The organism is Aeribacillus sp. FSL K6-8394, from assembly GCF_038008865.1.
GTDB lineage: Bacteria > Bacillota > Bacilli > Bacillales > Aeribacillaceae > Aeribacillus > Aeribacillus composti.
Genome location: NZ_JBBPAA010000001.1, coordinates 1,653,429 through 1,679,221, shown reverse-complemented (window position 1 = coordinate 1,679,221; position 25,793 = coordinate 1,653,429). Strand labels below are relative to the sequence as shown.

Here is a 25,793-nt window from a genome sequence, read left to right as displayed (position 1 = left end):
GAGGACGAGTGATGGATTTAAAAAAATACGTGACAATTGTTGAAGATTTTCCAAAACCGGGCATTTCTTTTAAAGATATCACAACATTAATGGACAACGGGGAAGCATTTAAATATGCAACAGACCAAATTGTTCAATATGCGCGTGAAAAGAAGATTGATATTGTTGTCGGTCCAGAAGCAAGAGGGTTTATCATCGGCTGCCCAGTTGCTTACTCTCTCGGAGTTGGTTTTGCACCTGTTCGAAAAGAAGGCAAGCTTCCGCGCGAAACGATCAAGGTGGAATACGGGCTTGAGTACGGAAAAGATGCATTAACCATTCATAAAGATGCGATTAAGCCTGGCCAGCGAGTGTTAATAACCGATGATTTGCTGGCGACTGGAGGAACGATTGAAGCTACCATTAAATTAGTGGAACAGCTTGGCGGAGAGGTTGCCGGCATTGCCTTTTTAATTGAATTGTCTTATCTTGAGGGCAGAAAAAGGCTTGAAGGCTATGATATATTAGCATTGATTAAATATTAATCTGCGCAAATCTATAAATGAAGCACTCTTAATGGGTGCTTTTTTTTAAAACAATAAAATGAAAAACTTTAGAAATTGTAATATTTTCCATCCGCTCGCAAAATAGCTGCAGCAGCTCTATTTTTTTTACCCCTTTTCAAAAGGATCGTATTCTTCTCTTTACATGTTTGTTAATTTTATTTAATAATAAAAACAATAACGTATATACAATTAAAGGTGATCCCATGGCAAACGAACAAATGTTGACAGCTGAACAGATCTTCGAAAAAGCGGAAAAGTATCTTCCGCCTGACGATATAGAGTTTATAAAAAAAGCATACGAGTTTGCAAAAAACGCCCATCATGGGCAATATCGCAAATCAGGCGAACCATATATTATGCATCCGGTGCAGGTTGCCGGGATTCTAGTAGATTTGGAGCTGGATCCTACAACGATTGCCGGCGGCTTTTTACATGATGTTGTGGAAGATACGGATGTGACATTAGACGAGCTTCGACAAGAATTTAACGATGAAGTCGCTATGCTTGTGGATGGAGTAACAAAGCTGGGAAAAATTAAATATAAATCAAAAGAAGAGCAGCAGGCGGAGAATCACCGGAAAATGTTTGTCGCTATGGCGAAGGACATTCGGGTCATTTTAATTAAACTGGCAGACCGTCTTCACAATATGCGTACGTTAAAACATTTGCCGCAGGAAAAGCAGCGAAGAATCGCCAATGAAACGTTGGAAATATTTGCTCCTCTCGCCCATCGCCTCGGAATCTCAAAAATCAAATGGGAACTTGAAGATACAGCCTTGCGGTATTTAAATCCGCAGCAATACTACCGAATTGTCAATTTGATGAAAAAGAAACGTGCAGAACGGGAAAAGTATGTTGAAGAGGTAATTGAAGATTTAAAGAAGCGAATTGAAGAAGTAAAGATAAAGGCAGAGCTGTACGGCCGGCCGAAGCATATTTATTCCATTTATCGAAAAATGGTTCTCCAAAATAAACAATTTAACGAAATATATGATTTGCTGGCTGTGCGAATTATTGTGAACAGCATAAAAGACTGCTACGCAGTGCTTGGCATCATTCACACATGCTGGAAGCCGATGCCTGGCAGATTTAAAGATTATATTGCAATGCCAAAAACAAACATGTATCAATCCATTCACACGACTGTCATCGGTCCGAAGGGGGATCCCCTTGAGGTTCAAATTCGCACATACGAAATGCATGCGATCGCTGAATACGGGATTGCTGCCCATTGGGCTTATAAAGAAGGAAAAAGCATTACATCTTTTGATAAAAAACTGAGCTGGTTTAGAGAAATATTGGAGTTTCAAAACGATTCTTCCAACGCCGAAGAATTTATGGAGGCATTGAAAGTTGATCTGTTCTCTGACATGGTGTTTGTATTTACTCCAAAAGGAGATGTCATTGAGCTTCCCGCCGGGTCGATTCCGATTGATTTCGCCTACAGAATTCATTCTGAAATAGGCAATAAAACGATCGGAGCAAAAGTAAACGGAAAAATAGTGCCTCTTGATTATAAATTAAAAACCGGAGATATAGTGGAAATATTGACGTCGAAGCATTCTTACGGTCCGAGCCAAGATTGGCTTAAATTGACGCAGACCTCTCAAGCGAAAAATAAAATTCGCCAATTTTTCAAAAAGCAGCGCCGAGAGGAGAATGTTGAAAAAGGAAAAGAATTAATTGAAAAAGAAATTAAAGCGATGGATTTTGATGTGAAAGAAGTCCTTACTCAGGAAAATATAAAACGTGTCGCGGAAAAATTTAATTTTTCAAACGAGGACGATATGTATGCGGCAGTTGGCTTCAACGGCATTACTGCTTTACAGGTTGCAAACCGCCTAGTCGAAAAAATTCGCAAACAGCGGGATATAGAAGAGCAGGAAAAATTGATGGAAAAGGTGGTTCAACAAGGTGCAAGGCGGCCGAAGCGCCGTGATGCAGGAGTGTCTGTAAAGGGTATTGATAATTTGTTAATCAGGCTTTCCCGTTGCTGCAACCCAGTTCCTGGCGATGATATTGTCGGATTTATTACAAAAGGAAGAGGGGTATCTGTTCACCGGTCTGATTGTCCAAATGTCAATAAAGAGGATGCAAAAGACAGGTTAATTGAAGTGGAATGGGAAAATCAGCTGGACGGCCGGAAGGAATACAATGTGGAAATTGAGATTTTAGGTTTTGACCGGCGCGGCTTATTAAATGAAGTGCTCCAGTCTGTAACAGAGACGAAGACAAACATTACGACAATTTCGGGAAGAACGGACCGTAACAAAGTAGCGAACATCCATTTAGGAATTTCGATTCAAAATGTCAGCCATCTTCAAAAAGTTGTGGATCGGATCAAGCAAATACCGGATGTATATTCAGTGCGGAGAATTATGAATTAAGAAAGGAAATACATGATGAAAGTTGTAGTACAACGAGCAAGGAATGCAAATGTCAAAGTAGATGGACAAGTTGTTGGTTCGATTGAGTTCGGTTTAATGGTGCTAGTCGGTGTTACGCACGAGGATACGGAAAAAGATGCAGAGTTTTTAGCGGATAAAGTGGCCAATTTGCGCATATTTGAGGATGAAGAAGGGAAAATGAATTTATCTCTTTTAGATGTTGGGGGCGAAGTTTTATCCGTCTCCCAATTTACGCTGTACGGCGATTGCCGGAAAGGAAGAAGACCAAATTTTATGCAAGCAGCCAAACCGGATATTGCTGAAAAACTATATGAATCTTTCAACGACAAACTGAGAGAAAAAGGCGTACGTGTTGAAACGGGTTCTTTCGGAGCGATGATGGCTGTTGAATTTACAAACGTTGGCCCAGTAACATTGATTATCGAAAGCAAATAAAAAAATCGTGAGCGAGCTGCTCACGATTTTTTTATGAGTTTACATATTTGACGACCGCTTTATAAATCGCTTGTGAGATTTTCTCTTGGTAAGCGTTTGTGCTGACTGTCCACTCTTCCATAGGATTGCTCAAAAAACCTAGTTCAAGCAAAGCAGCAGGACGTTTATTTTCACGCAGCACAAAATAATTTCCAAATTGAACACCACGGTTTCTTAAATTGACATGCCTCACCATCTCTTTGTGAATTACATTTGCTAATGCTTTATCCTTTGCAGAATTGTAATAAAAAGTTGTGATTCCATTTGCGCTTGGAATGATTGAGCTATTATAATGGATGCTCACAAAGGCGTTTGCGTTGTTTTTTACAGAAATTCCTACACGGGATTGCAGGCTGATATATGTATCGTCGCTTCTAGTTAAAACTGCATTTACACCTGCTCTTTTTAATTTGTTGTACACAAGTTTAGCTGTTTTTAAGGTTAAATGTTTTTCCAGCGTCCCTCTGACACCGATCGTCCCGCTGTCATAGCCTCCGTGGCCCGGATCGATAATGACTTTTTTACCTTTTGACGGTATGCTTGTCCCTTTATTGGAAATGTTTTCGCTTGTTGTTGTGACGACCCAGCTTGCTACATAAGCTGTTTGACCGTTTCGGAGCTGAATTTTATACCAATTATTATAAATCCCTACAATTGGAAAAGTCTGCCCTTTGTTTCCTCTTTGAACAATTTTTGCAGAAGTGGAAGGTGCACTGCGCAAATTTGTTCCGTCGTATAAAAGGACAACTGATTGAGCGCCGTTTGTTTTCTTTGAGCCAGCTTCGATATATCTTTTGGATGCCCAGCCTGTTTTGTTTTTCGCATATATAATTTGATACCAATCTCCGTTTGCACCTATGATTTCTACCTCTGTTCCTTTTTTAATGGTACCGACAATTTTTGAGTGTAAAGACGGACCGCTTCTAACATTTAACGAGCTGGCTGTAATCCTTCCTTTTTGCGGGGAAGTGCTGCTGCTTTTAGCTGCTGCTTTGGTAATATATTGCTTCGACACCCACCCCGTCACATTGTTGTAGCGAATGTTATACCAATTGCCTTGTTCCGAAATGATTTCAACTTTCATGTTTTTTGTCAGCTTGCCGGTAATTGATGATTGTGCATTTGGTTTTGAACGAACATTTAATATAGTGGCTGTAACCGTACCGAGGCTATGCTTCTGATTCGAAGGGGTTTTGCTGGCTGCTGGAGCTACATATGCCGAAGAGACCCATCCTTGCCGGCCATTATAGGAAATTTTCACCCATTTCCCCTGTTTCATCAACACATGCGCTTTTTCCCCTTTAGGAAACTGTCCAACAACTTTATAGTTTGTCCCGGGGCCAGAACGGATTCTTAACCCGGTAGTCGTAGAAACGACATAATCCTTTTTTTGAAGCTCGGTTTCTACTGAAAGAAGCCAATCGGCTACCCACCCGGAAGAGCCCTGTTTTAATTGAATTTTCACCCAATCTCCTTTCCTTGCAACAATCGGGTATTTTTCACCGTACCGAACGCTTTTCATTACGGGATAGCTTAAACCGGGACCTGTCCGGACATTTACTTTATCTTGCTTAATGACTGCATATTGCGTATCCGCTTGGGCTGAATGAAAAACTGGAGCGGTAGAAGTAAAAAGCAGTGAAAGCAACAGAACGATTAAAAAGCATTTTTTTCGCAATGGCCATGCTCCTTTCACATTCATGCAAAAAACTATTTCTATTTTTATTTCGGCATTTCCTTTTTTACATTGAGTATTTTTTCATTTTTTTGCGGGAAGACTAAGACGCAAATTCTGATGAAAAAGAAAGGGGAAAAATATGCGGTCCAGTGAAAAACATTCTTTCTCCGCATCAATTTTTCATGACCAGTTTGGTATTTCTTTCATTGATCGTACGATGCAGGATATTTTAATAGAGGTTTCGTTTGAGCATGGTTTAAATCAAGAGGAGGCGAAAAAGCTCCGTGATCGGCTCAGCCGTTCTTGACATGACACAGTATTGTTCGTATGATAATATAAAATTCTAGATTTAAAAATAACGTACATAAACAACCGATGACGGAGACAAGTAGCTGGGATGCACATGGACAGAGAGGAAAGGCCTTAGGCTGAAAGCCTTTCCCCATGATCGCTTAGTGAAGAACACTCCGGAGGTTTTCCTCTGAAAGGTGTAAAAGTAGGAGGAAACGTAAATAGGCGTTAACTTTTAAGTGGAAGCATTGCTTCAATTAGGGTGGCACCACGGGAGACTCTCCCGTCCCTACGGGAATCGTCAGGGGACGGGTTTTTTTATGGAATTTATTTTATAAGTGGAGGAGAATCGACAATGGCTTTTCAAATCCCGCGAGGTACACAGGATATTTTGCCGTCGGAGGCTTCAAGATGGCAATATGTTGAGAAAAAAGCTAGGGAAATATGCCGTCTTTATCGCTTTCAAGAAATTCGAACCCCCATTTTTGAACATACGGAATTATTTCAAAGGGGTGTAGGCGAATCAACCGATATTGTCCAAAAAGAAATGTACACTTTTTCCGACAGGAAAGGAAGAAGTTTAACATTAAGACCGGAAGGAACGGCAGCAGTCGTCCGCGCTTTTGTTGAAAAGAAAATGTACGCCGATCCGAACCAGCCTGTAAAGCTTTTTTACATCGGTCCGATGTTTCGGTATGAAAGACCGCAATCAGGGCGTTTTCGGCAATTTGTTCAATTCGGTGTGGAGGCTCTCGGCTCGGACGACCCTGCGCTGGATGCTGAAGTTATTTCTTTGGCGATGGCGTTTTATCAATCGCTCGGCTTAAAAAAATTGAAGCTTGCCATTAACAGTTTGGGAGATCAAGAGAGCAGAGCTGCACATCGTGCTGCTTTAGTCAACCATTTTAAGCCGAGAATTGGAGAATTTTGCTCTGATTGCCAAAAGCGGCTTGAGCAAAATCCGTTAAGAATACTTGATTGTAAACAAGACCGCGAGCATGAATTGATGAAAAGCGCCCCTTCCATCATTGACTTTTTAAACGATGAATCAAAGCAATATTTTGATCAAGTGTTAAAATATTTAACGGAGCTTGGCATTGAGTATGAAATCGATCCAAATCTCGTTCGCGGATTGGATTATTATAACCATACAGCATTTGAAATCATGAGCAATGCGGAAGGGTTTGGGGCGATTACGACTTTATGCGGCGGCGGAAGATATAACGGCTTGGTCGAAGAAGCCGGAGGGCCAAGCACGCCGGGGATCGGCTTTGCTTTAAGCATTGAACGCCTGTTAGCAGCAATTGATGCTGAAAACATCGCTCTTCCGATTGAAAAAGGTCTAGATTGTTATATTGTGGCACTGGGAGATCGGGCGAAGGAACGGTCGGTATCTCTATTGCAGGAAATGCGGAAAGCTGGCATTTCTGCAGACAAAGATTATGAAAATAAGAAAATGAAAGCACAACTGAAGCAAGCGGACAGGCTTCAAGCCAAATTTGTCATCATCATAGGTGATGAGGAATTAGAAAAAGGCGTGGCGAACGTAAAAAACATGGCAACAGGCGAACAAGATGCGGTGGCATTTGAACGACTTGCAGAGTATATAAAAGAGAGAAAGTAAAGGAGAGTATGTAGGATGTTTGGACGTTCGTATTATTGTGGAGAAATTTCCGAAAAAGCAATCGGCGAAAAGGTCGTTTTAAAAGGATGGGTGCAAAGACGCCGCGATTTAGGAGGACTTATTTTTATCGACTTGCGCGACCGGACAGGAGTTGTCCAAATTGTTTTTAATCCTGAAGTTTCAAAGGAAGCGTTAGAAATAGCTGAAAAAATCCGCAGCGAGTATGTATTGGACATTGAAGGCGAAGTGGTGAAAAGATCGGAAGAGACGATTAATCCGAACATTCGAACAGGAAAAGTGGAAGTGGTTGTTCAATCGGTAACCATTTTAAACAGCGCCAAAACTCCTCCTTTTTCACTTGCGGATCAAAAAGCGGACATTTCCGAAGAGGTTCGTTTAAAATACCGTTATTTAGATTTGCGCCGTCCAGTCATGTTTGAAACGTTAAAAATGCGGCATCAAATTACGAGAGCGATTCGCAACTTTTTGGATGAAAATGGATTTATTGATGTGGAAACCCCCATTTTAACGAAAAGCACACCGGAAGGAGCACGGGACTATCTTGTCCCTTCTCGCGTCCATGAGGGGGAATTTTATGCGCTCCCGCAATCGCCGCAAATATTCAAACAGCTTCTAATGGTTTCAGGATTTGATAAATATTATCAAATTGCAAGATGCTTCCGCGATGAGGATTTGCGCGCAGACAGACAGCCGGAATTTACCCAAATAGATATAGAAACTTCTTTTATGAGCCAAGAAGATATTATGAATCTAACCGAAAAGATGATGGCTCATGTGTTAAAAGAAGTGAAAGGAATCGAGCTTACTCTTCCATTCCAACGCATGCCATATGATGAGGCGATGGCGCGCTTTGGGTCGGACAAGCCGGACGTTCGATTCGGCCTGGAACTTGTTGATGTATCTGAAATTGTGAAAAGCTCCGCTTTCAAAGTTTTCAGTCAAGCAGTTGCAGGTGGAGGGCAAGTAAAGCTAATCAATGTAAAAGGAAAAAAAGACGAATTTTCACGCAAAGATCTAGATGCTCTCCAAGAGTATGTTCACAATTATGGAGCGAAAGGTTTGGCTTGGCTTAAAGTAGAAGAAAATGAAGTAAAAGGCCCAATTGCAAAATTTCTATCAGAAAATGAACAAAATAGTATTTTGCAAGCAGCTGAAGGACAGAATGGAGACTTGCTTCTGTTTGTTGCCGACAAGCCGAATGTTGTTGCTGATTCGTTGGGGGCTCTCAGATTAAAACTAGGAAAAGATTTAGGGCTGATCGAAGAAGATAAACTTGAATTTTTATGGATTACGGATTGGCCGCTCGTTGAATATAATGAAGAAGACGGCCGCTATTATGCATTGCATCATCCGTTTACTATGCCGTTTCGTGAGGACTTGGAGTACTTTGAGAAAGACCCTCTCAAAATGCGGGCTCAAGCATATGACTTAGTGTTAAATGGATATGAACTCGGCGGAGGGTCGATTCGGATTTTTGAAAAAGACGTTCAAGAAAAGATGTTCAAACTTCTTGGTTTTACAGAGGAACAAGCAAGAGAACAGTTCGGATTTTTGCTGGAAGCCTTCGAATACGGTACGCCGCCGCATGGTGGAATTGCACTAGGATTGGATCGGATTGTAATGCTTTTGGCAGGAAGAACAAACTTACGGGATACGATTGCCTTTCCGAAAACAGCAAGTGCGAGCTGTTTGTTAACGGAGGCACCAAGCCAAGTAAGCAAAGAGCAATTGGATGAACTGCATCTTGAAGTGAAACATAGCTCAAGGTAATAATTTCCATTATTTGTTTTTTATCTTGAAATCTCATGCTAATTATGATATTCTTTATTCAAAATTTAAGTCCTGATGTGTGCGTCGTACACCTAGTTTTGACCGAACAACGATTTAAATGGGAGCCCGGAGTTTCTAAAGTGAGTAAATGCCTCTTATGCATATGGCACGAGGACTTACAAAGCTTTAGAACAGGGCACCCACCTGCTGAGAGCGGGTTCAAAACGAAGGAAACGGCGACGGCACAATTGGGACTTTTTTAGTTTGTACACTGAATTTTGACAAACTGGAGTGATTTTTTTTGCTTCATCAGTTTTCCCGAAATGAACTAGCGATTGGAAAAGAAGGTTTACATAAATTGAAAAACAGCTCCGTAGCCGTTTTAGGGGTTGGCGGAGTTGGATCTTTTGCCGTCGAAGCTCTAGCACGATCAGGCATCGGGCGATTGATTTTGATCGATAAAGATGATGTCGATATTACGAATATTAACCGGCAAATCCATGCGCTTTTGTCGACGGTTGGAAAACCGAAAGTGGATTTAATGAAAGCAAGAATTGCTGACATTAATCCGGATTGTGAAGTAATTGCATTAAAAATGTTTTACACGGAAGAGACGTATGAAGACTTTTTTAAGCTAAACCCTGACTATGTGATTGACGCCAGCGATACGATCAGCTATAAAATTCATTTAATGAAGGAATGCCTGAAACGGAATATTCCTATTATTTCAAGCATGGGGGCAGCCAACAAAACGGATCCAACCCGTTTCCGAGTAGCAGATATTTCAAAAACACATACAGATCCGATTGCCAAAGTGATTCGAACGAAACTGCGAAAAGAAGGGATCCGAAAGGGAATTCAAGTCGTATTTTCTGATGAACGCCCTGTTGTTATTAGAGAAGATGTCAGAAAAGAAGTCGGCAATAACGAATCAACGATCCGCAAAGCAAAAATGCCCCCGTCATCAAATGCCTTTGTGCCATCCGTAGCCGGATTGATTATGGCTGGTCATGTGATTAATGAATTGCTGAAGGATATAAAAATTTATCGTGTCGGCGACGACGATTAAAAAATGGGGGTGTCAAATAAGCCATTTTTCGGCTTATTGACGCCCCCTTTTATTTACGTTTTCCATGAGGTTTTGACATTTTGGACAATCCTATTTATTTTTTCAAGATGACGCGGACATGACCGAAGCTTCCTATTCGTCCTTTTCTTTTTTCTTTTTCTCGATATTTTCATATATTTGCGCTAAAGCCTGCTCGAATTTGCCCGTTCTTTTTGGCTTGTAATATTTTTTATGCTTGATGGGGTCAGGCAAATATTGCTGGTTTACCCAGCCTGATTCATAATCGTGCGGATATAAATAGTTCACTCCTCTTCCAAGCTGCTTTGCTCCTTTATAATGAGCATCCCGCAAGTGGGAAGGGACCTCGCCTGTCACTCCTGAGCGAATGTCGGCTAAAGCTGCATCAATCGCTTTATAAGCAGAGTTTGATTTAGGGGATAAACATAGTTCAATCACCGCATTGGCCAAAGGGATGCGTGCTTCGGGAAAACCGATGCGCTCAGCTGCTTCTATAGCCGAAAGAGTTCTAGGTCCCGCTTGCGGATTTGCAAGACCAATATCTTCATAGGCGATGACCGTTAAACGCCTTGCAATCGAAGAAAGATCCCCTGCCTCAATTAATCTGGCCAAATAGTGAAGCGCTGCGTTTACATCGGACCCGCGAATAGACTTTTGAAAAGCAGATAAAACATCGTAATGATGATCTCCGTCTTTATCGTGGGAAAAGCTCTTTTTTTGCATGCACTCTTCAGCAATTTCAACCGTAATGCAAATGTTCCCATTCTCATCTTCCTTTGTTGATAAAACGGCGAGTTCTAATCCATTTAACGCCGCACGCACATCTCCGCCGGAGCTTTCGGCAAAATGTCTTAGAGCTTCGTCGCTGATTTGAACAGGAAAGTCGCTCAGTCCTCTTGGGTCTGTAAGAGCTCTTTTCAGGGCAATCATAATGTCATCTGGAGAAAGAGGGTGCAATTCGAAAATTTGACAGCGGCTCCGAATCGCCGGGTTAATGGCATGATACGGATTGCTTGTCGTTGCACCGATTAAAATAATCATGCCGTTTTCTAAATATGGAAGCAAAAAATCTTGTTTCCCTTTATCAAGTCTGTGCACTTCATCTAAAATGAGAATGATTTGCCCTGACATTTTTGCTTCTTCTACAACAATTTCCATATCTTTTTTATTGTGGACAACCGCATTCAGCTTTCGAAAAGGCGTGTTAGTGCTGCCTGCTATTGCTGTTGCAATAGATGTTTTTCCGATTCCAGGAGGTCCGTATAAAATCATCGAGCTTAAATATTTAGCTCGCACCATTCGTTCAATAATCTTTCCTTTTCCAACTAAATGTTCTTGTCCAATAATATCTTCTATTTTGGTTGGACGCATTCTATACGCTAAAGGTTCCATTTTATCGCTCCCAAATAAAAATCATATCATCTCATTTACCCACTAATAAAATAATATGCTATAATGTCTAAAGTTTAAAGTAGAACCAAGATGGTGAAAATCTTGAAAAAAACTAAAAAATAGGAGTGTAGAAACGTGAGAATTTCAACGAAAGGACGCTATGGTTTAACGATTATGATTGAATTGGCGCGAAAGTACGGAGAAGGACCGACATCTTTGAAAAGTATTGCACAATCTCATGATTTATCAGAGCATTATTTGGAACAATTAATTGCTCCTCTCCGCAATGCCGGACTTGTCAAAAGCATTCGCGGAGCTTATGGCGGATATATTTTAGCGAACGATCCGTCCAAAATAACGGCTGGTGACGTTATCCGTGTGTTGGAAGGACCGATCACCCCTGTTGAAGGAATTGAAGATGAACCGCCTGCTCAAAGGCATCTATGGTTAAAAATCCGCGATGCGGTGAAGGACGTTCTTGACAACACGACACTTGATGATTTAGCAAGCCATACAGGAGATAATGAGCAGGACGCTTACATGTTTTACATTTAAAGTCGGGAGGAATTAACTTTGGAACGGATATATTTGGATCATGCGGCAACATCGCCAGTCCATCCCGCAGTTTTGGATAAAATGACAACCTTTATGAAGGATTATTTCGGCAATCCGTCTAGCATCCATTCTTTTGGCAGAGAAAGCAGACGAGAAGTGGATGAGGCTCGAGAGCTCCTTGCCAAAAGTATTCATGCCGATCCAAAAGAAATCATATTTACAAGCGGAGGAACAGAAGCAGATAATTTAGCGGTGATTGGAACAGCGCTTGCTAATAAAGAAAAAGGAAACCATATTATCACAACAGAAATTGAGCATCCGGCTGTCCTCCAATCTTGCCGCTATCTAGAAAAAAACGGATTTCACGTTACGTATTTGCCTGTCAATCAATCGGGAGTTATTTCTGTCGATGATCTTAAAAAAGCTTTAAAAGATGAAACGATTCTTGTCACAGTCATGTATGGAAATAATGAAGTAGGTGCCTTACAGCCTATTTCAGAAATAGGAAGCTTATTACAAAACCATCAAGCGTATTTTCATACCGATGCAGTTCAAGCATACGGACTCGTTCCAATTGATGTTCGCGAGCTGAATGTCGATCTGCTGTCGGTTTCCGGTCATAAAATAAATGGGCCGAAAGGGATCGGTTTTTTATATGCAAAAGCTGGGGTGAAATTCACTCCGCGCATGCATGGCGGTGAGCAGGAATTGAAGAGAAGAGCCGGAACGGAAAATGTTCCAGCGATTATCGGGTTTGCAGAAAGCGCAAAAATTGCAGAACAAACAAGAAAGGAAAAAACAGAGCAATATGTGCATTTTAAACAAATCATGATCGATGTGTTTGAACAAGAGGGCATTTCCTTCGCTGTGAACGGCTCGATTGACAACAGCTTGCCTCATATATTAAACGTTTTCTTTCCGGGAACAAATGTTGAATCGCTTCTTGTCAACCTCGATTTGGCGGGAATTGCGGCATCAAGCGGATCAGCTTGTACAGCAGGATCAGTTGAACCGTCGCATGTGCTCGTTTCAATGTTTGGCAAAAATTCAAAAGAAATAACTTCATCGGTTCGATTCAGCTTCGGCTTAGGAAATACGGAGGCACAAATTGAATCGGCTGCCAAAAAAACAGCCGAGATTGTTAAAAGGTTAACGTCAAAATAGAAAGAGGTGAGAGAGATGGAAAAGGCGCCGCATGAAACAAGAGTCGTAGTCGGGATGTCTGGCGGAGTAGATTCATCTGTAACTGCTTTGCTCCTAAAAGAACAAGGGTACGAAGTCATCGGGGTCTTTATGAAAAATTGGGATGATACGGATGAAAACGGCGTATGTACGGCAACGCAAGATTATGATGATGTAATCCGTGTATGCAATCAGCTTGGGATTCCTTATTATGCAGTGAATTTCGAAAAAGAGTATTGGGATAAAGTGTTCACTTACTTTTTAGAGGAATATAAAGCTGGAAGAACGCCAAATCCCGATGTCATGTGCAATAAAGAAATTAAATTTAAAGCTTTTTTGGAGCATGCAGCTGACTTAGGCGCGGACTATATCGCAACAGGCCATTATGCACGGGTAAAATACCGCGATGGTGTGTACAAATTGCTCAGAGGAAAGGATCCAAACAAAGATCAAACGTATTTTTTGAATCAGCTGAATCAGAAGCAGCTGTCAAAGGTCATGTTCCCCATCGGGCATCTTGAAAAAAAAGAAGTTAGAGAAATTGCGGAAAAAGCAAACTTGGCAACAGCAAAGAAAAAAGATTCAACAGGCATCTGCTTTATTGGCGAGCGGAACTTTAAAGAATTTTTAAGCCAGTATTTACCTGCTCAACCCGGCAAAATGGAGACGTTGTCTGGTGAGGTAAAAGGGAAGCATGACGGGCTTATGTATTATACGATCGGTCAACGTCATGGACTCGGAATAGGAGGAAATGGCGATCCTTGGTTTGTGGTTGGAAAAAATTTGAAAAATAATATTTTATATGTTGAACAAGGATTTCATAATGAACATTTATATTCAGACTCCATTATCGCAACAAATGTAAACTGGATAACCGGTGAAAAACCAACAGATGAGCTTGTTTGCACCGCAAAATTTCGCTACCGCCAGCCTGATCAGCCGGTAAAAGTGAAAATGATCGGTGATCAAACTGCACAAATTTCGTTTGAACAGCCGGTCCGTGCCGTTACACCAGGACAAGCTGTCGTTTTTTATAATGGAGAGGAATGTCTGGGAGGCGGCATTATCGATAAAGTATTTCGCAACGGCGAAAAACTGTGGTATGTCGGTTAAAGAGATAAGCTGTACCGATCGGAATGAGATTTGTTAACTTGGCGCAGCCTCTTTGCCTTTGGATGTGAAAGGATGAAATGGATGCATAAAAATCAACTGGCTTTAGAAGCAATAAAAGAAGGGAAATGGGAAGAAGCAGCGAAATATTTTGCAGAAGCATTGGAAGAAAATCCAAACGACCCTGTGTTATACGTAAATTTTGGGAATTTGCTTGCCTCTTCAGGTGATGCAGAAAGAGCATTGAAATTTTATGAAAAGGCGATTGAGATTGATAAAGGGACGGCTACTGCGTATTACGGCATTGGAACCGTTCATTATAATGCGGGAGATTATCACAAAGCGAAAACATTTTTTGATCAGGCGGAAAAGTATGGGCTTGCTCATAAAGATGTCTATTTTATGCTTGGAATGTCTCTTTACCAGCTTGAACAGCCCCGTCTTGCACTTCCATATTTTTTGCGGGCGGTTGAGATGGATGAACAAGACGCCAGCGCTCACTTTCAATATGGTTTATGTTTAGCACAAGCAGGCCACATTCAAGAAGCAAAAAAAGAGTTTGAAAAAACGATCGACCTCGATCAACATCACGCAGATGCTTATTATAATTTAGGTGTTGCGTACGCATTTGAAGAAAATAGAGAAGAAGCTTTAAAAATGTTTGATATGGCGCTTTCCATTCAACCGGATCATTTGCTTGCGGGCAACGGGAAAAGGCTGTTAGAAGAAATGATTTAAACGAAATTAGGAGGAAAGAGGATGGGCGGTCAACAGGAGAGTTTGTTTCATGAGGAAAGTACTCCTTTTGTTCGCGGAGTCATTAAACATATTGTGTTCCAGAATGAGCAAAATTTTTATACTGTTATTAAAGTGAAAATTGAAGAGACGAATGAACAGTTTGAGCAAGATCAAGTGACCGTGACGGGTTTTTTTCCTCTTCTCCAATTACATGACAGCTATACGTTTTTTGGCGCAAAAAAATACCATCCAAAATTCGGCGTACAATTTCAAGCTGAGCGTTTTCAAAAGGAGCTTCCAACTACGAAAGAAGGAGTTATTCAATATTTATCAAGCGGGCTTTTTAAAGGAATCGGCAAAAAAACAGCGGAAGCGATCGTGAATGAACTGGGGGAACATGCGATTTCGATTATTTTGGAGGATCCCGATTCATTAAAAAGAGTGAAGAAGCTTTCAAAGGAAAAAGCCAAAATACTGGCTGAAACACTGAAGGAACATCAAGGTTTAGAAGGGGTTTTAATCGGATTAAATCAGCTTGGCATTGGGCCTGCACTTGGGATGAAAATTTATCAGCTGTATCGGGAGGATACGCTTAAAATCATTCAAAAAAACCCATATCAATTGGTGGAAGATATTGAAGGGATCGGCTTTATTCGAGCGGATGAAATTGGGAGAGAGCTTGGGATCTCCGGCAATCATCCCGACCGGCTGAAGGCGGCTTGTTTGTTCACTATTGAACAAGATGCTGTAAAAGAAGGACATGTATATGTTACAAAAGTTCAGCTGATGGAAAAAGCGAAAAAATTGCTCACCCAAAATGGAGAAGACATATCTGATCAGGATATTGAAAGAATCATTCTTGAATTGGAAGAAGATCGAAAAATTATCGTCGAGGAAGATCGAATTTATTTACCCTCTCTTTACTATGCTGAAGTGGGACTTGCCAATAATATTGAAGAAATTTTAACCCAAACCCAATTTCAAGATATGTTTCCTGAATCAGAATTTTTGCTGGAGTTAGGAAAACTGGAAGAAAAAATGAATGTTCAGTATGCCCCCTCTCAAAAAGAAGCCATTCAGCGGGCTATTCATTCGCCGATTCTTTTGCTGACCGGCGGGCCTGGAACGGGAAAAACAACCGTTATCAAAGGCATCGTTGAAATTTATGCGAACCTCCACGGCCTTTCATTGAACCCAAAAGAATATCAAAAGAAGGAAGAGCCGTTTCCCATTGTACTGGTGGCACCTACCGGACGAGCTGCAAAAAGAATGGCAGAAGCAACCGGTCTTCCTGCCGTCACAATCCACCGCCTTTTAGGATGGAATGGTTCAGAAGGATTTGAACACAATGAGGATCATCCGATTTCTGGAAAGCTTCTGATTGTTGATGAAGTATCAATGGTTGATATTTGGCTCATGCATCAATTGTTTAAATCGCTTCCTTCGGACATACAAATTGTTCTTGTCGGAGACGAACACCAGCTTCCGTCCGTTGGACCCGGCCAAGTGCTTCGCGATTTGATTCAATCCGGACGAATCCCGGTTGTTACGCTGACAGATATTTATAGACAGGCAGAAGGATCTACAATTATTGATTTGGCCCATTCAATCCGCCAAGGAACTCTTCCAGCGAACCTTTTGCAAACGACACAAGACAGATCGTTTATTCCTTGTACAACATCACAAATAAAAGAAGTTATAACGAGAGTAATTGAGAACGCTTTGAAAAAAGGATATTCTGCGAAGGATATACAGGTGTTGGCACCGATGTACAGAGGGATTGCCGGCATTGATCAGTTGAATGAAATGCTTCAGGAAATGTTAAACCCCCCTTCAAAAGAAAAAAGAGAGATCAAGCATGGCAACGTTATTTACCGAATTGGGGACAAAGTGCTGCAGCTCGTCAATCAGCCTGATCAAAACGTGTTTAATGGCGATATTGGGGAGATTGTTTCTATTTTTTACGCAAAAGAAAATGTCGAAAAAGAAGATATGGTGGTTATTTCTTACGACGGTATCGAAGTAACCTATACGAAGCAAGATTTTAATCAGTTTACTCATGCTTACTGCTGCTCCATCCATAAAGCGCAGGGAAGCGAATTTCCGATTGTCATTTTGCCGGTAGTAAAAGGCTACTTTCGGATGTTGAGAAGAAATTTGATTTATACAGCGGTTACAAGGAGCAAGCAATTTTTAATTATGTGCGGAGAATGGGAAGCGTTAAAAATGGGAGTATACAACAATCAGGAGTCGATGAGGCAGACAACCTTAAAAGAGAGGCTGAAAACATCTGAACTTGCCGAGCTGAAAGAGGAGCTTCCTTTTCCACTAGAAGATGCCAATATTGGGATGGAGAACATCACTCCATATGATTTTATGGAAGAGGGCGAAGGATAATAAATTTGTTCCTTTCCATAAGATCGATAACGATTGACAGATGATGCTACAAACAGGGGACAAATTGTTTAAGCATAAAAAAGCATGCTTTATAGAGACGTATAATTTTTTGGAAAATGGTAACAAATAGTAGTGTGCATAGCGAGAATATACCGGATTAATAAATAATTAAATAAATGAATAAAGAAGGTGTCCCTGTTTGTTAACATGTCCGAATTGTAAAAGCAAAGATATTGGAAAAATCGGAGTCAATCAGTATTATTGTTGGCATTGTTTTATTGAGCTTACCGTTACAAAAGGCATTATTCACACACATCAAGTAGAAGAAGACGGAACACTAAGTTCTTTAGATGACTTGTTTCCTGAAGAAGATCGTGCGATTTGAGGCGCCTAAAATGGGCGCCTTCATGCATATTTTCGTGAGCATTCCTCAAAATAATAAGAGGAGGGATGCGGGATGAATGAGCGAGAGCGGAAATGGCTTTTCCGAATCATTTTTTTTCTCATTTTATCATTGTTTGTATATATGGTTCTTCAGCTAAAAGTCATTTGGTTTCCTATTTTCAAAATGTTAAAAGCTGTTTTAATTCCTTTTATGCTTTCCGGCTTCATTACCTACTTGCTTCATCCCGTAGTGGAAAAACTTTACCGTTCAGGTGTTCCAAGAACATGTTCGATTCTCATCATCTATTTTATTTTTTTCGGAGGAGTCGGTTTTAGCTTTTATAAAGGTGTCCCAATTTTTGTTGAACAAATGAAAGACCTTTCCGAAAATATCCCTATGTTTACAAAATATTACCAAAGCTGGATGGATAAAATTCATGACGGAACAACCAATTTACCTGGAGAAATTCATCATCGAATTGAATCTTTTATTGCTGGAATGGAAACATCCGTCGCTGCCTTTCTTGAACGGATGCTTTCAAGCATGAAGTCAATTATTGATTATGCTGTTATTATTGGTGTCATTCCCTTTCTCGTTTTTTATATGTTGAAAGATTATGAGAAAATGAAAAAGGCCATTTGGTACTTCACCCCGAAGAAATGGAGACGTGAAGGGAGACGTTTTTTAGAAAACGTCGATGAGTCGCTCGGAAGTTATTTGCGGGGGCAACTATTTGTTTGTTTTCTGATCGGGCTGGCGGCTTCGATTTTGTTTTGGCTGTTTAAAATTAAATATCCGTTAATTTTAGGGACGATTATCGGAATGACCAATATTATTCCTTATTTCGGTCCATTTATCGGGGCGGTTCCTGCTTTGATGGTCGCTGCGACGCTCTCCATTAACAAAATAATTGTAGTGCTTTTCATCATTTTTGGGCTGCAATTTATTGAAAGTAATATTCTTGGCCCTTTCATCGTTGGGAAAAGCCTGCATATGCATCCGATGGTGATTATTATGGCGCTCTTGGCGGGCGGAGAAATCGGCGGAGTGATCGGTTTAATTTTAGCTGTGCCTTTTATCACTGTTCTGAAAGAGATATTGCTGCATATCATCCGTCTGAGGAAAGCGCATTGACAAGCGATTTTTCCTTGTCTATAATTCGTGATAGACATGGAATAAGTGCATGAAAGCGATGACGAATCGAGTATGTTGCAGTCCATCTTAAAAGAGAGGGGCTTCCGAGGCTGAAAGAAGCTCTAGATGAAGGGCAACAGAACGCTAATTCTGAGTGCAGGCAAAACCTGACGAAAATGCCACGTTACGGCAAATGAAGGTGATGAGCAATTGGTTCATAATCAGGGTGGTACCGCGAGTAACTCTCGTCCCTGTGTAAATCAGAGCATTTACATAGGCGAGAGTTTTTATTTTGCGAGAAAAATGAAGACATTTTAGGAGGAATGCCATGAAAAAGCTCACTTCAGCACAAGTTCGTCAAATGTTTTTAGATTTTTTTAAGGAAAAAGGACATTCGGTTGAACCGAGCGCTTCTTTAATTCCGGTTGATGATCCGTCACTATTGTGGATCAACAGCGGTGTCGCAACATTGAAAAAATATTTTGACGGAAGGGTTGTTCCTGAAAATCCGAGAATTACTAACGCACAAAAATCAATCCGAACAAACGATATTGAAAATGTCGGAAAAACAGCGCGCCATCATACATTTTTCGAAATGCTCGGAAATTTCTCAATCGGCGACTATTTTAAAGAAGAGGCGATTGAATGGGCATGGGAATTTTTAACAAGCGAAAAATGGATTGGCTTCGACCCAAATAGATTATCAGTTACTATTCATCCGGAAGATGAAGAGGCGTATGACATTTGGAAAAATAAAATCGGGTTGCCGGAAGAACGAATTATCCGTTTGGAAGGGAATTTCTGGGATATTGGTGAAGGGCCAAGCGGACCAAATACTGAAATATTTTATGATCGTGGAGAAGAATTTGGAAACGATCCAAATGATCCGGAACTTTATCCCGGCGGTGAAAACGAACGCTATTTGGAAGTTTGGAATCTTGTTTTTTCTCAATTTAATCATAATCCTGATGGAACTTACACTCCGCTTCCAAAAAAGAATATTGATACAGGCATGGGCTTAGAGCGAATGGTTTCTGTCATTCAAAATGCGCCGACCAACTTTGACACAGATCTCTTTTTACCGATCATTCAAGCTACCGAAAAGATTTCGGGGGAAGCTTATCGAACCGACAAAGAGAAAGATGTCGCTTTTAAAGTGATTGCCGACCATATCCGCACGGTTACATTTGCTGTTGCAGACGGTGCGCTACCTTCTAATGAAGGCAGAGGGTATGTACTTCGCCGTCTTATCCGCAGAGCGGTTCGGTATGCAAAAACGATCAACATAGACCGCCCGTTTATGTATGAATTAGTTCCGGTTGTAGCGGAAATTATGAACGATTACTATCCGGAAGTAAAAGAAAAAGTATCCTTTGTTCAAAAGGTAATTAAAAATGAGGAAGAGCGTTTCCATGAGACTCTCCATGAAGGGCTTGCCATTTTAGCGGATGTAATCAAAAAGCAGAAAGGACAGGGTAGCCGAATAATTCCAGGCGAAGATGTGTTTCGGCTTTACGACACATACGGTTTTCCAGTGGAATTGACGGAGGAATACGCACAAGATGAAGGCATGGAGCTGGATTATGAAGGCTTTGAACGAGAAATGGAGCATCAAAAAGAACGTGCAAGAAAAGCCAGACAGGATGTCGACTCGATGCAAGTGCAAAGCGGAATTCTTGTGGAATTAAAAGAGGAAAGCAAATTTGTCGGCTACAATACCCTAGAAGCAAATGCACGGGTGCTTGTGATCATAAAAGATGGGGAATTAGTCGATCAAGCCGAGAGCGGGGAAGAGGTCCAAATTATATTGGACGAGACGCCTTTTTATGCTGAAAGCGGAGGTCAAATTGCTGACAAAGGAATCATCAAAAATGATGATGTGGTCTTAAACGTAAAAGATGTGCAAAAAGCGCCGAACGGCCAACACTTGCACCGGGCTGTCATCGAAAAAGGCGTTTTGACAAAAGGAGCAGCAGTTTACGCTTCCGTTTGTGCAGAGTCTAGAAAATCCATCGTGAAAAATCATACAGCGACACATTTGCTGCACCAAGCGCTGAAGGACGTGCTGGGCGTACATGTCAACCAAGCTGGATCGCTTGTTGCTTCCGACCGTCTCCGTTTTGACTTTTCACATTTTGGACAAGTTTCAACAGAAGAGCTGGAAGAAATTGAGCGAATTGTAAATGAGAAAATTTGGGAAAGCATTCCAGTCTCTATCGAGCACATGCCTCTTGACGAAGCGAAAGCGATGGGCGCGATGGCTTTATTTGGAGAAAAATACGGAAAAATTGTTCGCGTTGTTCAAGTAGGCGATTATTCGCTTGAGCTTTGCGGCGGATGCCATGTAACAAATACAGCGGAAATCGGACTGTTTAAGATTGTTTCCGAAACTGGAATTGGTGCAGGAACCCGCCGAATTGAAGCGGTGACAGGAAAAGAAGCGTACCGGTTTATGAATGAACAATATTTATTGTTAAAGGAAATTGGGGCAAAACTGAAAGCGAATGTAAAAAATCTGCCGGAGAGAATTGACAGTCTGCAGCAAGAAATAAAAGAACTACAGCGGGAAAACGAATCTCTTACGATGAAGCTTAGCAATCTGGAAGCGGGGAACATCGCTGAAAAAGCGGTAACGATCAACGGTGTAACAGTTCTTGCGGAAAAAGTTCAAGTGAAAGATATGAACAGATTGCGCGGCATGGTCGATGAACTGAAGCAAAAGCTCGGCTCGGCTATTGTTGTGCTAGCAACGGTATCAGACGGAAAAGTAAATTTAGCAGCCGGCATCACAAAAGACTTAGTTGACAAAGGGTTCCATGCTGGAAAATTAATTAAGGAAATTGCAAGCCGCTGTGGAGGCGGCGGCGGCGGAAGACCTGACATGGCTCAAGCGGGAGGAAAAAATCCTGAACGGTTAGCTGAAGCTCTTCGTTTTGTCGAAGACTGGGTGAAATTCGTTTCATAAATTCCAGTCATAGTGTAAAATGGATGTAGACAAGCAGATTCGCTTTTTAGTCTAGGAAAGAGGTGCAAAAATTGAGTTCCTTCGATAAAACGATGAAGTTTAATTTTTCAGAAGAACCTGTTGAGACAAATGTCAAGGAAGTTCTAAGTGCCGTATACAATGCACTGGAAGAGAAGGGTTATAATCCGATCAATCAAATCGTCGGCTATTTGTTGTCCGGAGATCCTGCTTACATTCCTAGACATAACGGCGCACGCAATCTGATTAGAAAAATTGAACGAGATGAATTAATTGAAGAGCTTGTAAAATTTTATTTGAAAAACAACCGTGAGGAATAAAATGCGAATCATTGGGTTAGACTTAGGTTCAAAAACATTAGGAGTTGCGGTAAGCGATGAGCTGGGATGGACTGCTCAAGGTGTGGAAACGATCAGCATAAATGAAGATGAAGGCGAGTTCGGGATTCAAAGACTCGCTGAACTGATAAAGAAATACGAGGTAGAAAAAATAGTAGTCGGGTATCCGAAAAATATGAACGGCACCGTTGGACCAAGGGGAGAAGCAAGCGAGCGCTTTGCCACGCTTTTGAAGGAGCAGTTTCAGCTTCCGGTCATTTTATGGGATGAGCGCCTTTCGACGATGGAAGCCGAAAGATTTCTCATTGAGGCGGATGTAAGCCGGCGAAAAAGACGGCAAGTCATTGATAAAATGGCTGCGGTGATTATTTTGCAAAGTTATTTGGACAGTCAACAATAAATTGAGGTGAAATAAGTGGAAGGTGAAAAACATATTACCGTTATTGATGAAAACGGTAATGAACAACTATACGAAATTTTGTTTACGTTTAATTCGGACGAATTTGACAAATCTTACGTTCTTTATTATCCGATCGGCATCGATGATGAGGAAGACGAAGATGGAATAGAAATTCATGCAGCAAGCTACATTCCCAATGAAGACGGTGAGGGCGGAAAGCTGGAGCCTGTGGAAACCGATGAAGAATGGGAAATGATCGAGGCCGTTTTAAATACATTTTTAGAAGAGGAATAAGCACCGTTTTGCGGTGCTTTTTTTGTTGAGGTGATTTACATCCAAATGAAAAAAACAATTTCTTCCTATAAAAAAATGGAGATTTTTGACGAATAAATGCGTGTATGTAGTATAATAATCGGGACGGAAGGAGGATGAATTGATGGCGGATTCGGATTCGAATAAGGAATTTTTGGATAAGAAACTCCAAGAAAAACTGCATATAGCGAAAATTGTTCGAAAAACTGTGTTAACTGTCCTGATTGCCTTTGTTGTTCTATTTGCTGGAGTGATTGGCGGCGGGTATTTATATGTGCGATCTGCATTAAAGCCTGTTGATCCGGATAATAAGGAACCTGTAAAGGTACAAATTCCGATTGGATCTTCCGTATCGCAAATTGCTTCTATTTTAGAAAAAAATGACATCATTAAAAGTGCGATCGTGTTTAAATATTACGTGAAATTTAAAAATGAATCAGGGTTTCAAGCAGGAAATTATCAATTTCATCAATCGATGACGATTCAAGAAATCGTTGAACGCTTAAAAAAAGGCGAATTAATGGGAGAAGCAGCTATTAAATTGACGATCCCGGAAGGATTGCAACTATCAGAAATTGCTGACATCATCGCCAAACATACTCCCTATTCAAAAAAAGAAATTATGAACCAATTAACAAACCAACAGTTTATCAAACAAATGCAAAAAAAGTATCCTAATACAATAACAGATGACATTTTCAACAGACGTATAAAATATGCATTGGAAGGATATTTGTATCCGGCTACTTATTCGTTTTATGAGGAATCTCCTCCGTTGTCGGAAATCATTGAAACAATGATTAAAAAGACAGATGAAATGCTTGTTCCTTATAGAAACAAAATGAAAGAGCTGAGTCTTTCCACTCATCAATTTTTAACATTAGCGTCTTTAGTGGAGGAGGAAGCGACGGAAAAAGCCGACAGGGAAAAAATAGCCAGCGTTTTTTACAATCGTTTAGAAAAGAACATGCCTCTCCAGACAGATCCAACCGTTTTATATTCATTAGGAAAGCATAAGGAGCGCGTATACTATAAAGATTTAGAAGTCAATTCTCCCTATAACACATATAAACATAAAGGACTTCCGCCGGGGCCGATTGCCAATGCTGGCAAGCAGTCACTAGATGCTGTAGCAAATCCTGCCGATACAAACTATTTTTATTTTCTCGCAACGAAAGAAGGGGAAGTTATATTTACGAAGACGCTGGATGAGCATAACAAAGAAAAAGCTAAGCATATTACGGAAAAGGATTAAAGGTTTGCGATTCGCATTCCTTTTTCTTTTATGTTAAAATATATCGAGCTAAAAAAACAAACTTGAAGAGTTCGAACAGAACTCTTCTTTGATTAAGGGAGTTTTTTAGGAGTGTCCATTTTGCCAAACAAAAAAATCGAGGAATATTTAGCAAATTTTTCTACTAACAAAGATGAAAAATTAGTTCAATTAGAAGCATATGCAAAAGAGCAGAAGGTGCCGATTATGGAAGAGCGGGCGCTGTCTGTCATGCTTCATATTTTAAAGCTCCATCAGCCGAACAAAATATTGGAAATTGGGGCGGCGATCGGCTATTCGGCGATTCGGATGGCAAAAGCGCTGCCGAACACAAAAATTGTAACGATTGAAATAGATCCTCATCGATTTGAACTAGCGGAACAAAATATTCGAGCTTGCGGTCTTGAAAATCAAATTACCATTTATCACGGTGATGCTCTAGAAATCGTACAGGAAGTCAAGCTTGACGGCCCGTTTGATGCGCTCTTTATCGATGCGAGCAAAGGGCAATATAAACGTTTTTTTCAAGCATATGAACCTTTGCTGTCAAAAAGAGCGGTCGTTTTTTCGGATAATGTTCTTTTTAAAGGACTAGTCGCTGAAGAAATGATAGAATCAAAAAGGTTAAAATCTTTAGCGAAGAAAATTAAAGAATATAATGAATGGCTAATGAATCAGTCCGATTGGGATACCGTTATTATTCCGATAGGCGACGGATTAGCCTTCAGTATAAAAAGGGGTGAAGGGGAATGAAAAAACCCGAACTGCTCGTCACACCTGTAAATGTCAAAAATATTGAGAGCCTTTGCAAAGCTGGCGCAGATGCTTTTATCATCGGCGAACAGCGTTATGGCTTAAGGCTTGCAGGGGAATTTCATCGAAAAGATGTATTAGATGCGATTGACCTTGCCCATCAATATGGAAAAAAAGTATACGTTGCAATGAATGCAATTTTTCATAATGATAAAGTAGACGAGCTTGCAGATTATGTAAAATTTGTTCATAATGCGAAGGCAGATGCGATTGTATTCGGTGATCCAGCAGTGTTAATGACTGTTAGGGAAGTTGCTCCGGAGATGAAGCTCCATTGGAATACGGAAACAACCGCGACCAACTGGTATGCATGCAACTATTGGGGAAGGAAAGGCGCCAAGCGTGCAGTACTAGCTCGGGAGTTAAGCATGGAAGCTGTCATTGAAACGAAAGAGCATGCAGAAGTGGAAATAGAAGTCCAAGTCCACGGAATGACGTGCATGTTTCAGTCCAAAAGATCTCTTATCGGCAATTATTTTGAATATCGTGGGAAAGCGATGGAAATTCACAATGATAAATACGGCAAAAATATGTTTTTGCATGATAAAGAGAGAAATAACAAATATCCAATTTTTGAGGATGAAAATGGAACCCATATTATGAGTCCGAATGATATTTGCATCATTGACGAGCTGGAGGAACTGGTTGATGCAGGAATTGATTCTTTTAAAATAGATGGCGTGCTGAAAACTCCGGAATATATTGTAGAAGTGACGAAAAAGTATCGAAAGGCGATCGATTTATGCGCTGAGGATCGAGAGCAATATGAAAATGTTAAAGACAAGCTGTACGCTGAAATTGAGGAAATACAGCCGCCAAACCGCCCGTTGGATACAGGATTTTTCTTTAAAGAGACCGTTTATTAAAAAAACGTTAAAGGAGG

Annotated in this window: 23 protein-coding genes, 1 other RNA gene and 2 other annotated features; of the genes, 22 read left to right on the top strand and 2 right to left on the bottom strand. The window is 40.8% G+C overall.

Annotation, left to right across the window (positions count from 1 at the left end):
• Window positions 1-11 precede the first annotated feature (11 nt).
• The 3 genes from NSR00_RS07950 (at window position 12) to dtd (ending at window position 3,388) form a co-directional block, all read left to right on the top strand.
• Window positions 12-524 (top strand): adenine phosphoribosyltransferase, encoded by a 513-nt coding sequence (locus NSR00_RS07950; RefSeq protein ID WP_063387979.1) that lies wholly within the window; start codon window positions 12-14, stop codon window positions 522-524.
• Window positions 525-748: 224 nt separating this feature from the next.
• Complete coding sequence (locus NSR00_RS07945) at window positions 749-2,932, top strand: RelA/SpoT family protein (protein WP_063387980.1); 2,184 nt, start codon at window positions 749-751, stop codon at window positions 2,930-2,932.
• 15 nt (window positions 2,933-2,947) lie between these two features.
• On the top strand, window positions 2,948-3,388 hold the full coding sequence (gene dtd / locus NSR00_RS07940; RefSeq protein ID WP_063387981.1) for a D-aminoacyl-tRNA deacylase: 441 nt from the start codon (window positions 2,948-2,950) through the stop codon (window positions 3,386-3,388).
• Window positions 3,389-3,419: 31 nt separating this feature from the next.
• Here the strand turns inward: dtd and NSR00_RS07935 are convergent, their stop codons facing one another.
• Entirely contained in the window at window positions 3,420-5,105 is a 1,686-nt protein-coding gene (locus NSR00_RS07935; RefSeq protein ID WP_340788014.1) for an SH3 domain-containing protein, read from the bottom strand.
• 139 nt (window positions 5,106-5,244) lie between these two features.
• Between NSR00_RS07935 and NSR00_RS07930 the strand changes: the two genes are divergently transcribed.
• From NSR00_RS07930 to NSR00_RS07910, 5 genes are all read left to right on the top strand, one after another.
• Window positions 5,245-5,412 (top strand): hypothetical protein, encoded by a 168-nt coding sequence (locus NSR00_RS07930; protein WP_157728017.1) that lies wholly within the window; start codon window positions 5,245-5,247, stop codon window positions 5,410-5,412.
• Window positions 5,413-5,471: 59 nt separating this feature from the next.
• Window positions 5,472-5,690, top strand: a binding site (T-box leader).
• 61 nt (window positions 5,691-5,751) lie between these two features.
• Window positions 5,752-7,020 carry a histidine--tRNA ligase gene (gene hisS / locus NSR00_RS07925; protein ID WP_063387983.1) on the top strand — a complete coding sequence of 423 codons (1,269 nt, stop codon included), beginning with the start codon at window positions 5,752-5,754 and terminating at the stop codon, window positions 7,018-7,020.
• A 15-nt stretch (window positions 7,021-7,035) separates the two neighbouring features.
• Window positions 7,036-8,811 (top strand): aspartate--tRNA ligase, encoded by a 1,776-nt coding sequence (gene aspS, locus NSR00_RS07920; protein WP_327873386.1) that lies wholly within the window; start codon window positions 7,036-7,038, stop codon window positions 8,809-8,811.
• Window positions 8,812-8,877: 66 nt separating this feature from the next.
• A non-coding RNA gene (gene ssrS / locus NSR00_RS07915) (6S RNA) lies at window positions 8,878-9,070 on the top strand.
• 42 nt (window positions 9,071-9,112) lie between these two features.
• Complete coding sequence (locus tag NSR00_RS07910; protein WP_063387985.1) at window positions 9,113-9,880, top strand: tRNA threonylcarbamoyladenosine dehydratase; 768 nt, start codon at window positions 9,113-9,115, stop codon at window positions 9,878-9,880.
• A 132-nt stretch (window positions 9,881-10,012) separates the two neighbouring features.
• Here NSR00_RS07910 and NSR00_RS07905 read toward each other — a convergent pair whose 3' ends face one another.
• Entirely contained in the window at window positions 10,013-11,290 is a 1,278-nt protein-coding gene (locus tag NSR00_RS07905; RefSeq protein ID WP_063387986.1) for a replication-associated recombination protein A, read from the bottom strand.
• A gap of 135 nt (window positions 11,291-11,425) precedes the next feature.
• Here NSR00_RS07905 and cymR point away from each other — a divergent pair, with 135 nt between their 5' ends.
• The 14 genes from cymR to NSR00_RS07835 all read left to right on the top strand — a co-directional run bounded on the left by cymR (window position 11,426) and on the right by NSR00_RS07835 (window position 25,776).
• Window positions 11,426-11,845 carry a cysteine metabolism transcriptional regulator CymR gene (cymR, locus tag NSR00_RS07900; protein ID WP_063387987.1) on the top strand — a complete coding sequence of 140 codons (420 nt, stop codon included), beginning with the start codon at window positions 11,426-11,428 and terminating at the stop codon, window positions 11,843-11,845.
• Between the two features lie 18 nt (window positions 11,846-11,863).
• Complete coding sequence (locus NSR00_RS07895; protein WP_130158149.1) at window positions 11,864-13,009, top strand: cysteine desulfurase family protein; 1,146 nt, start codon at window positions 11,864-11,866, stop codon at window positions 13,007-13,009.
• A gap of 15 nt (window positions 13,010-13,024) precedes the next feature.
• On the top strand, window positions 13,025-14,140 hold the full coding sequence (mnmA, locus tag NSR00_RS07890; protein ID WP_340788009.1) for a tRNA 2-thiouridine(34) synthase MnmA: 1,116 nt from the start codon (window positions 13,025-13,027) through the stop codon (window positions 14,138-14,140).
• Window positions 14,141-14,221: 81 nt separating this feature from the next.
• Entirely contained in the window at window positions 14,222-14,875 is a 654-nt protein-coding gene (locus NSR00_RS07885) for a tetratricopeptide repeat protein (RefSeq protein WP_340789190.1), read from the top strand.
• A gap of 21 nt (window positions 14,876-14,896) precedes the next feature.
• Window positions 14,897-17,272, top strand: a complete 2,376-nt coding sequence (gene recD2, locus NSR00_RS07880) for an SF1B family DNA helicase RecD2 (protein ID WP_340788007.1) — start codon at window positions 14,897-14,899, stop codon at window positions 17,270-17,272.
• Between the two features lie 199 nt (window positions 17,273-17,471).
• Window positions 17,472-17,657, top strand: coding sequence for a hypothetical protein (locus NSR00_RS07875; RefSeq protein ID WP_094246265.1), 186 nt, complete (start codon window positions 17,472-17,474; stop codon window positions 17,655-17,657).
• Window positions 17,658-17,729: 72 nt separating this feature from the next.
• Window positions 17,730-18,791, top strand: a complete 1,062-nt coding sequence (locus NSR00_RS07870) for an AI-2E family transporter (protein ID WP_327848039.1) — start codon at window positions 17,730-17,732, stop codon at window positions 18,789-18,791.
• A gap of 49 nt (window positions 18,792-18,840) precedes the next feature.
• Window positions 18,841-19,047 (top strand) — a binding site (T-box leader).
• A 72-nt stretch (window positions 19,048-19,119) separates the two neighbouring features.
• The gene (gene alaS, locus NSR00_RS07865) at window positions 19,120-21,756 is read left to right on the top strand and encodes an alanine--tRNA ligase (RefSeq protein WP_340788002.1); all 2,637 of its coding nucleotides are present in this window, start codon (window positions 19,120-19,122) and stop codon (window positions 21,754-21,756) included.
• Between the two features lie 71 nt (window positions 21,757-21,827).
• Complete coding sequence (locus tag NSR00_RS07860) at window positions 21,828-22,094, top strand: IreB family regulatory phosphoprotein (protein ID WP_063387994.1); 267 nt, start codon at window positions 21,828-21,830, stop codon at window positions 22,092-22,094.
• A 1-nt stretch (window position 22,095) separates the two neighbouring features.
• Window positions 22,096-22,512: a Holliday junction resolvase RuvX gene (gene ruvX, locus NSR00_RS07855; protein WP_339196903.1), complete on the top strand. Its 417-nt coding sequence runs from the start codon at window positions 22,096-22,098 to the stop codon at window positions 22,510-22,512.
• A 15-nt stretch (window positions 22,513-22,527) separates the two neighbouring features.
• Window positions 22,528-22,806 (top strand): DUF1292 domain-containing protein, encoded by a 279-nt coding sequence (locus NSR00_RS07850; RefSeq protein WP_063387996.1) that lies wholly within the window; start codon window positions 22,528-22,530, stop codon window positions 22,804-22,806.
• Window positions 22,807-22,948: 142 nt separating this feature from the next.
• Window positions 22,949-24,079, top strand: a complete 1,131-nt coding sequence (mltG, locus tag NSR00_RS07845; RefSeq protein WP_340787998.1) for an endolytic transglycosylase MltG — start codon at window positions 22,949-22,951, stop codon at window positions 24,077-24,079.
• Between the two features lie 120 nt (window positions 24,080-24,199).
• Window positions 24,200-24,850 (top strand): O-methyltransferase, encoded by a 651-nt coding sequence (locus NSR00_RS07840; protein WP_340787995.1) that lies wholly within the window; start codon window positions 24,200-24,202, stop codon window positions 24,848-24,850.
• Window positions 24,847-25,776: a peptidase U32 family protein gene (locus tag NSR00_RS07835; protein ID WP_340787993.1), complete on the top strand. Its 930-nt coding sequence runs from the start codon at window positions 24,847-24,849 to the stop codon at window positions 25,774-25,776. The genes NSR00_RS07840 and NSR00_RS07835 overlap by 4 nt, the downstream gene beginning before the upstream one ends.
• Window positions 25,777-25,793 lie beyond the last annotated feature (17 nt).

What these genes read in the sequence shown, in the direction of transcription:
- NSR00_RS07835 (WP_340787993.1), top strand. Translation starts at nt 24,847, where the DNA reads ATGAAAAAACCCGAACTGCTCGTCACACCTGTAAATGTCAAAAATATT.
- NSR00_RS07945 (WP_063387980.1), top strand. Translation starts at nt 749, where the DNA reads ATGGCAAACGAACAAATGTTGACAGCTGAACAGATCTTCGAAAAAGCG.
- alaS (WP_340788002.1), top strand. Translation starts at nt 19,120, where the DNA reads ATGAAAAAGCTCACTTCAGCACAAGTTCGTCAAATGTTTTTAGATTTT.
- NSR00_RS07930 (WP_157728017.1), top strand. Translation starts at nt 5,245, where the DNA reads ATGCGGTCCAGTGAAAAACATTCTTTCTCCGCATCAATTTTTCATGAC.
- recD2 (WP_340788007.1), top strand. Translation starts at nt 14,897, where the DNA reads ATGGGCGGTCAACAGGAGAGTTTGTTTCATGAGGAAAGTACTCCTTTT.
- aspS (WP_327873386.1), top strand. Translation starts at nt 7,036, where the DNA reads ATGTTTGGACGTTCGTATTATTGTGGAGAAATTTCCGAAAAAGCAATC.
- NSR00_RS07905 (WP_063387986.1), bottom strand. Translation starts at nt 11,290, where the DNA reads ATGGAACCTTTAGCGTATAGAATGCGTCCAACCAAAATAGAAGATATT.
- ruvX (WP_339196903.1), top strand. Translation starts at nt 22,096, where the DNA reads ATGCGAATCATTGGGTTAGACTTAGGTTCAAAAACATTAGGAGTTGCG.
- NSR00_RS07885 (WP_340789190.1), top strand. Translation starts at nt 14,222, where the DNA reads ATGCATAAAAATCAACTGGCTTTAGAAGCAATAAAAGAAGGGAAATGG.
- NSR00_RS07950 (WP_063387979.1), top strand. Translation starts at nt 12, where the DNA reads ATGGATTTAAAAAAATACGTGACAATTGTTGAAGATTTTCCAAAACCG.
- dtd (WP_063387981.1), top strand. Translation starts at nt 2,948, where the DNA reads ATGAAAGTTGTAGTACAACGAGCAAGGAATGCAAATGTCAAAGTAGAT.
- mltG (WP_340787998.1), top strand. Translation starts at nt 22,949, where the DNA reads ATGGCGGATTCGGATTCGAATAAGGAATTTTTGGATAAGAAACTCCAA.
- NSR00_RS07870 (WP_327848039.1), top strand. Translation starts at nt 17,730, where the DNA reads ATGAATGAGCGAGAGCGGAAATGGCTTTTCCGAATCATTTTTTTTCTC.
- mnmA (WP_340788009.1), top strand. Translation starts at nt 13,025, where the DNA reads ATGGAAAAGGCGCCGCATGAAACAAGAGTCGTAGTCGGGATGTCTGGC.
- hisS (WP_063387983.1), top strand. Translation starts at nt 5,752, where the DNA reads ATGGCTTTTCAAATCCCGCGAGGTACACAGGATATTTTGCCGTCGGAG.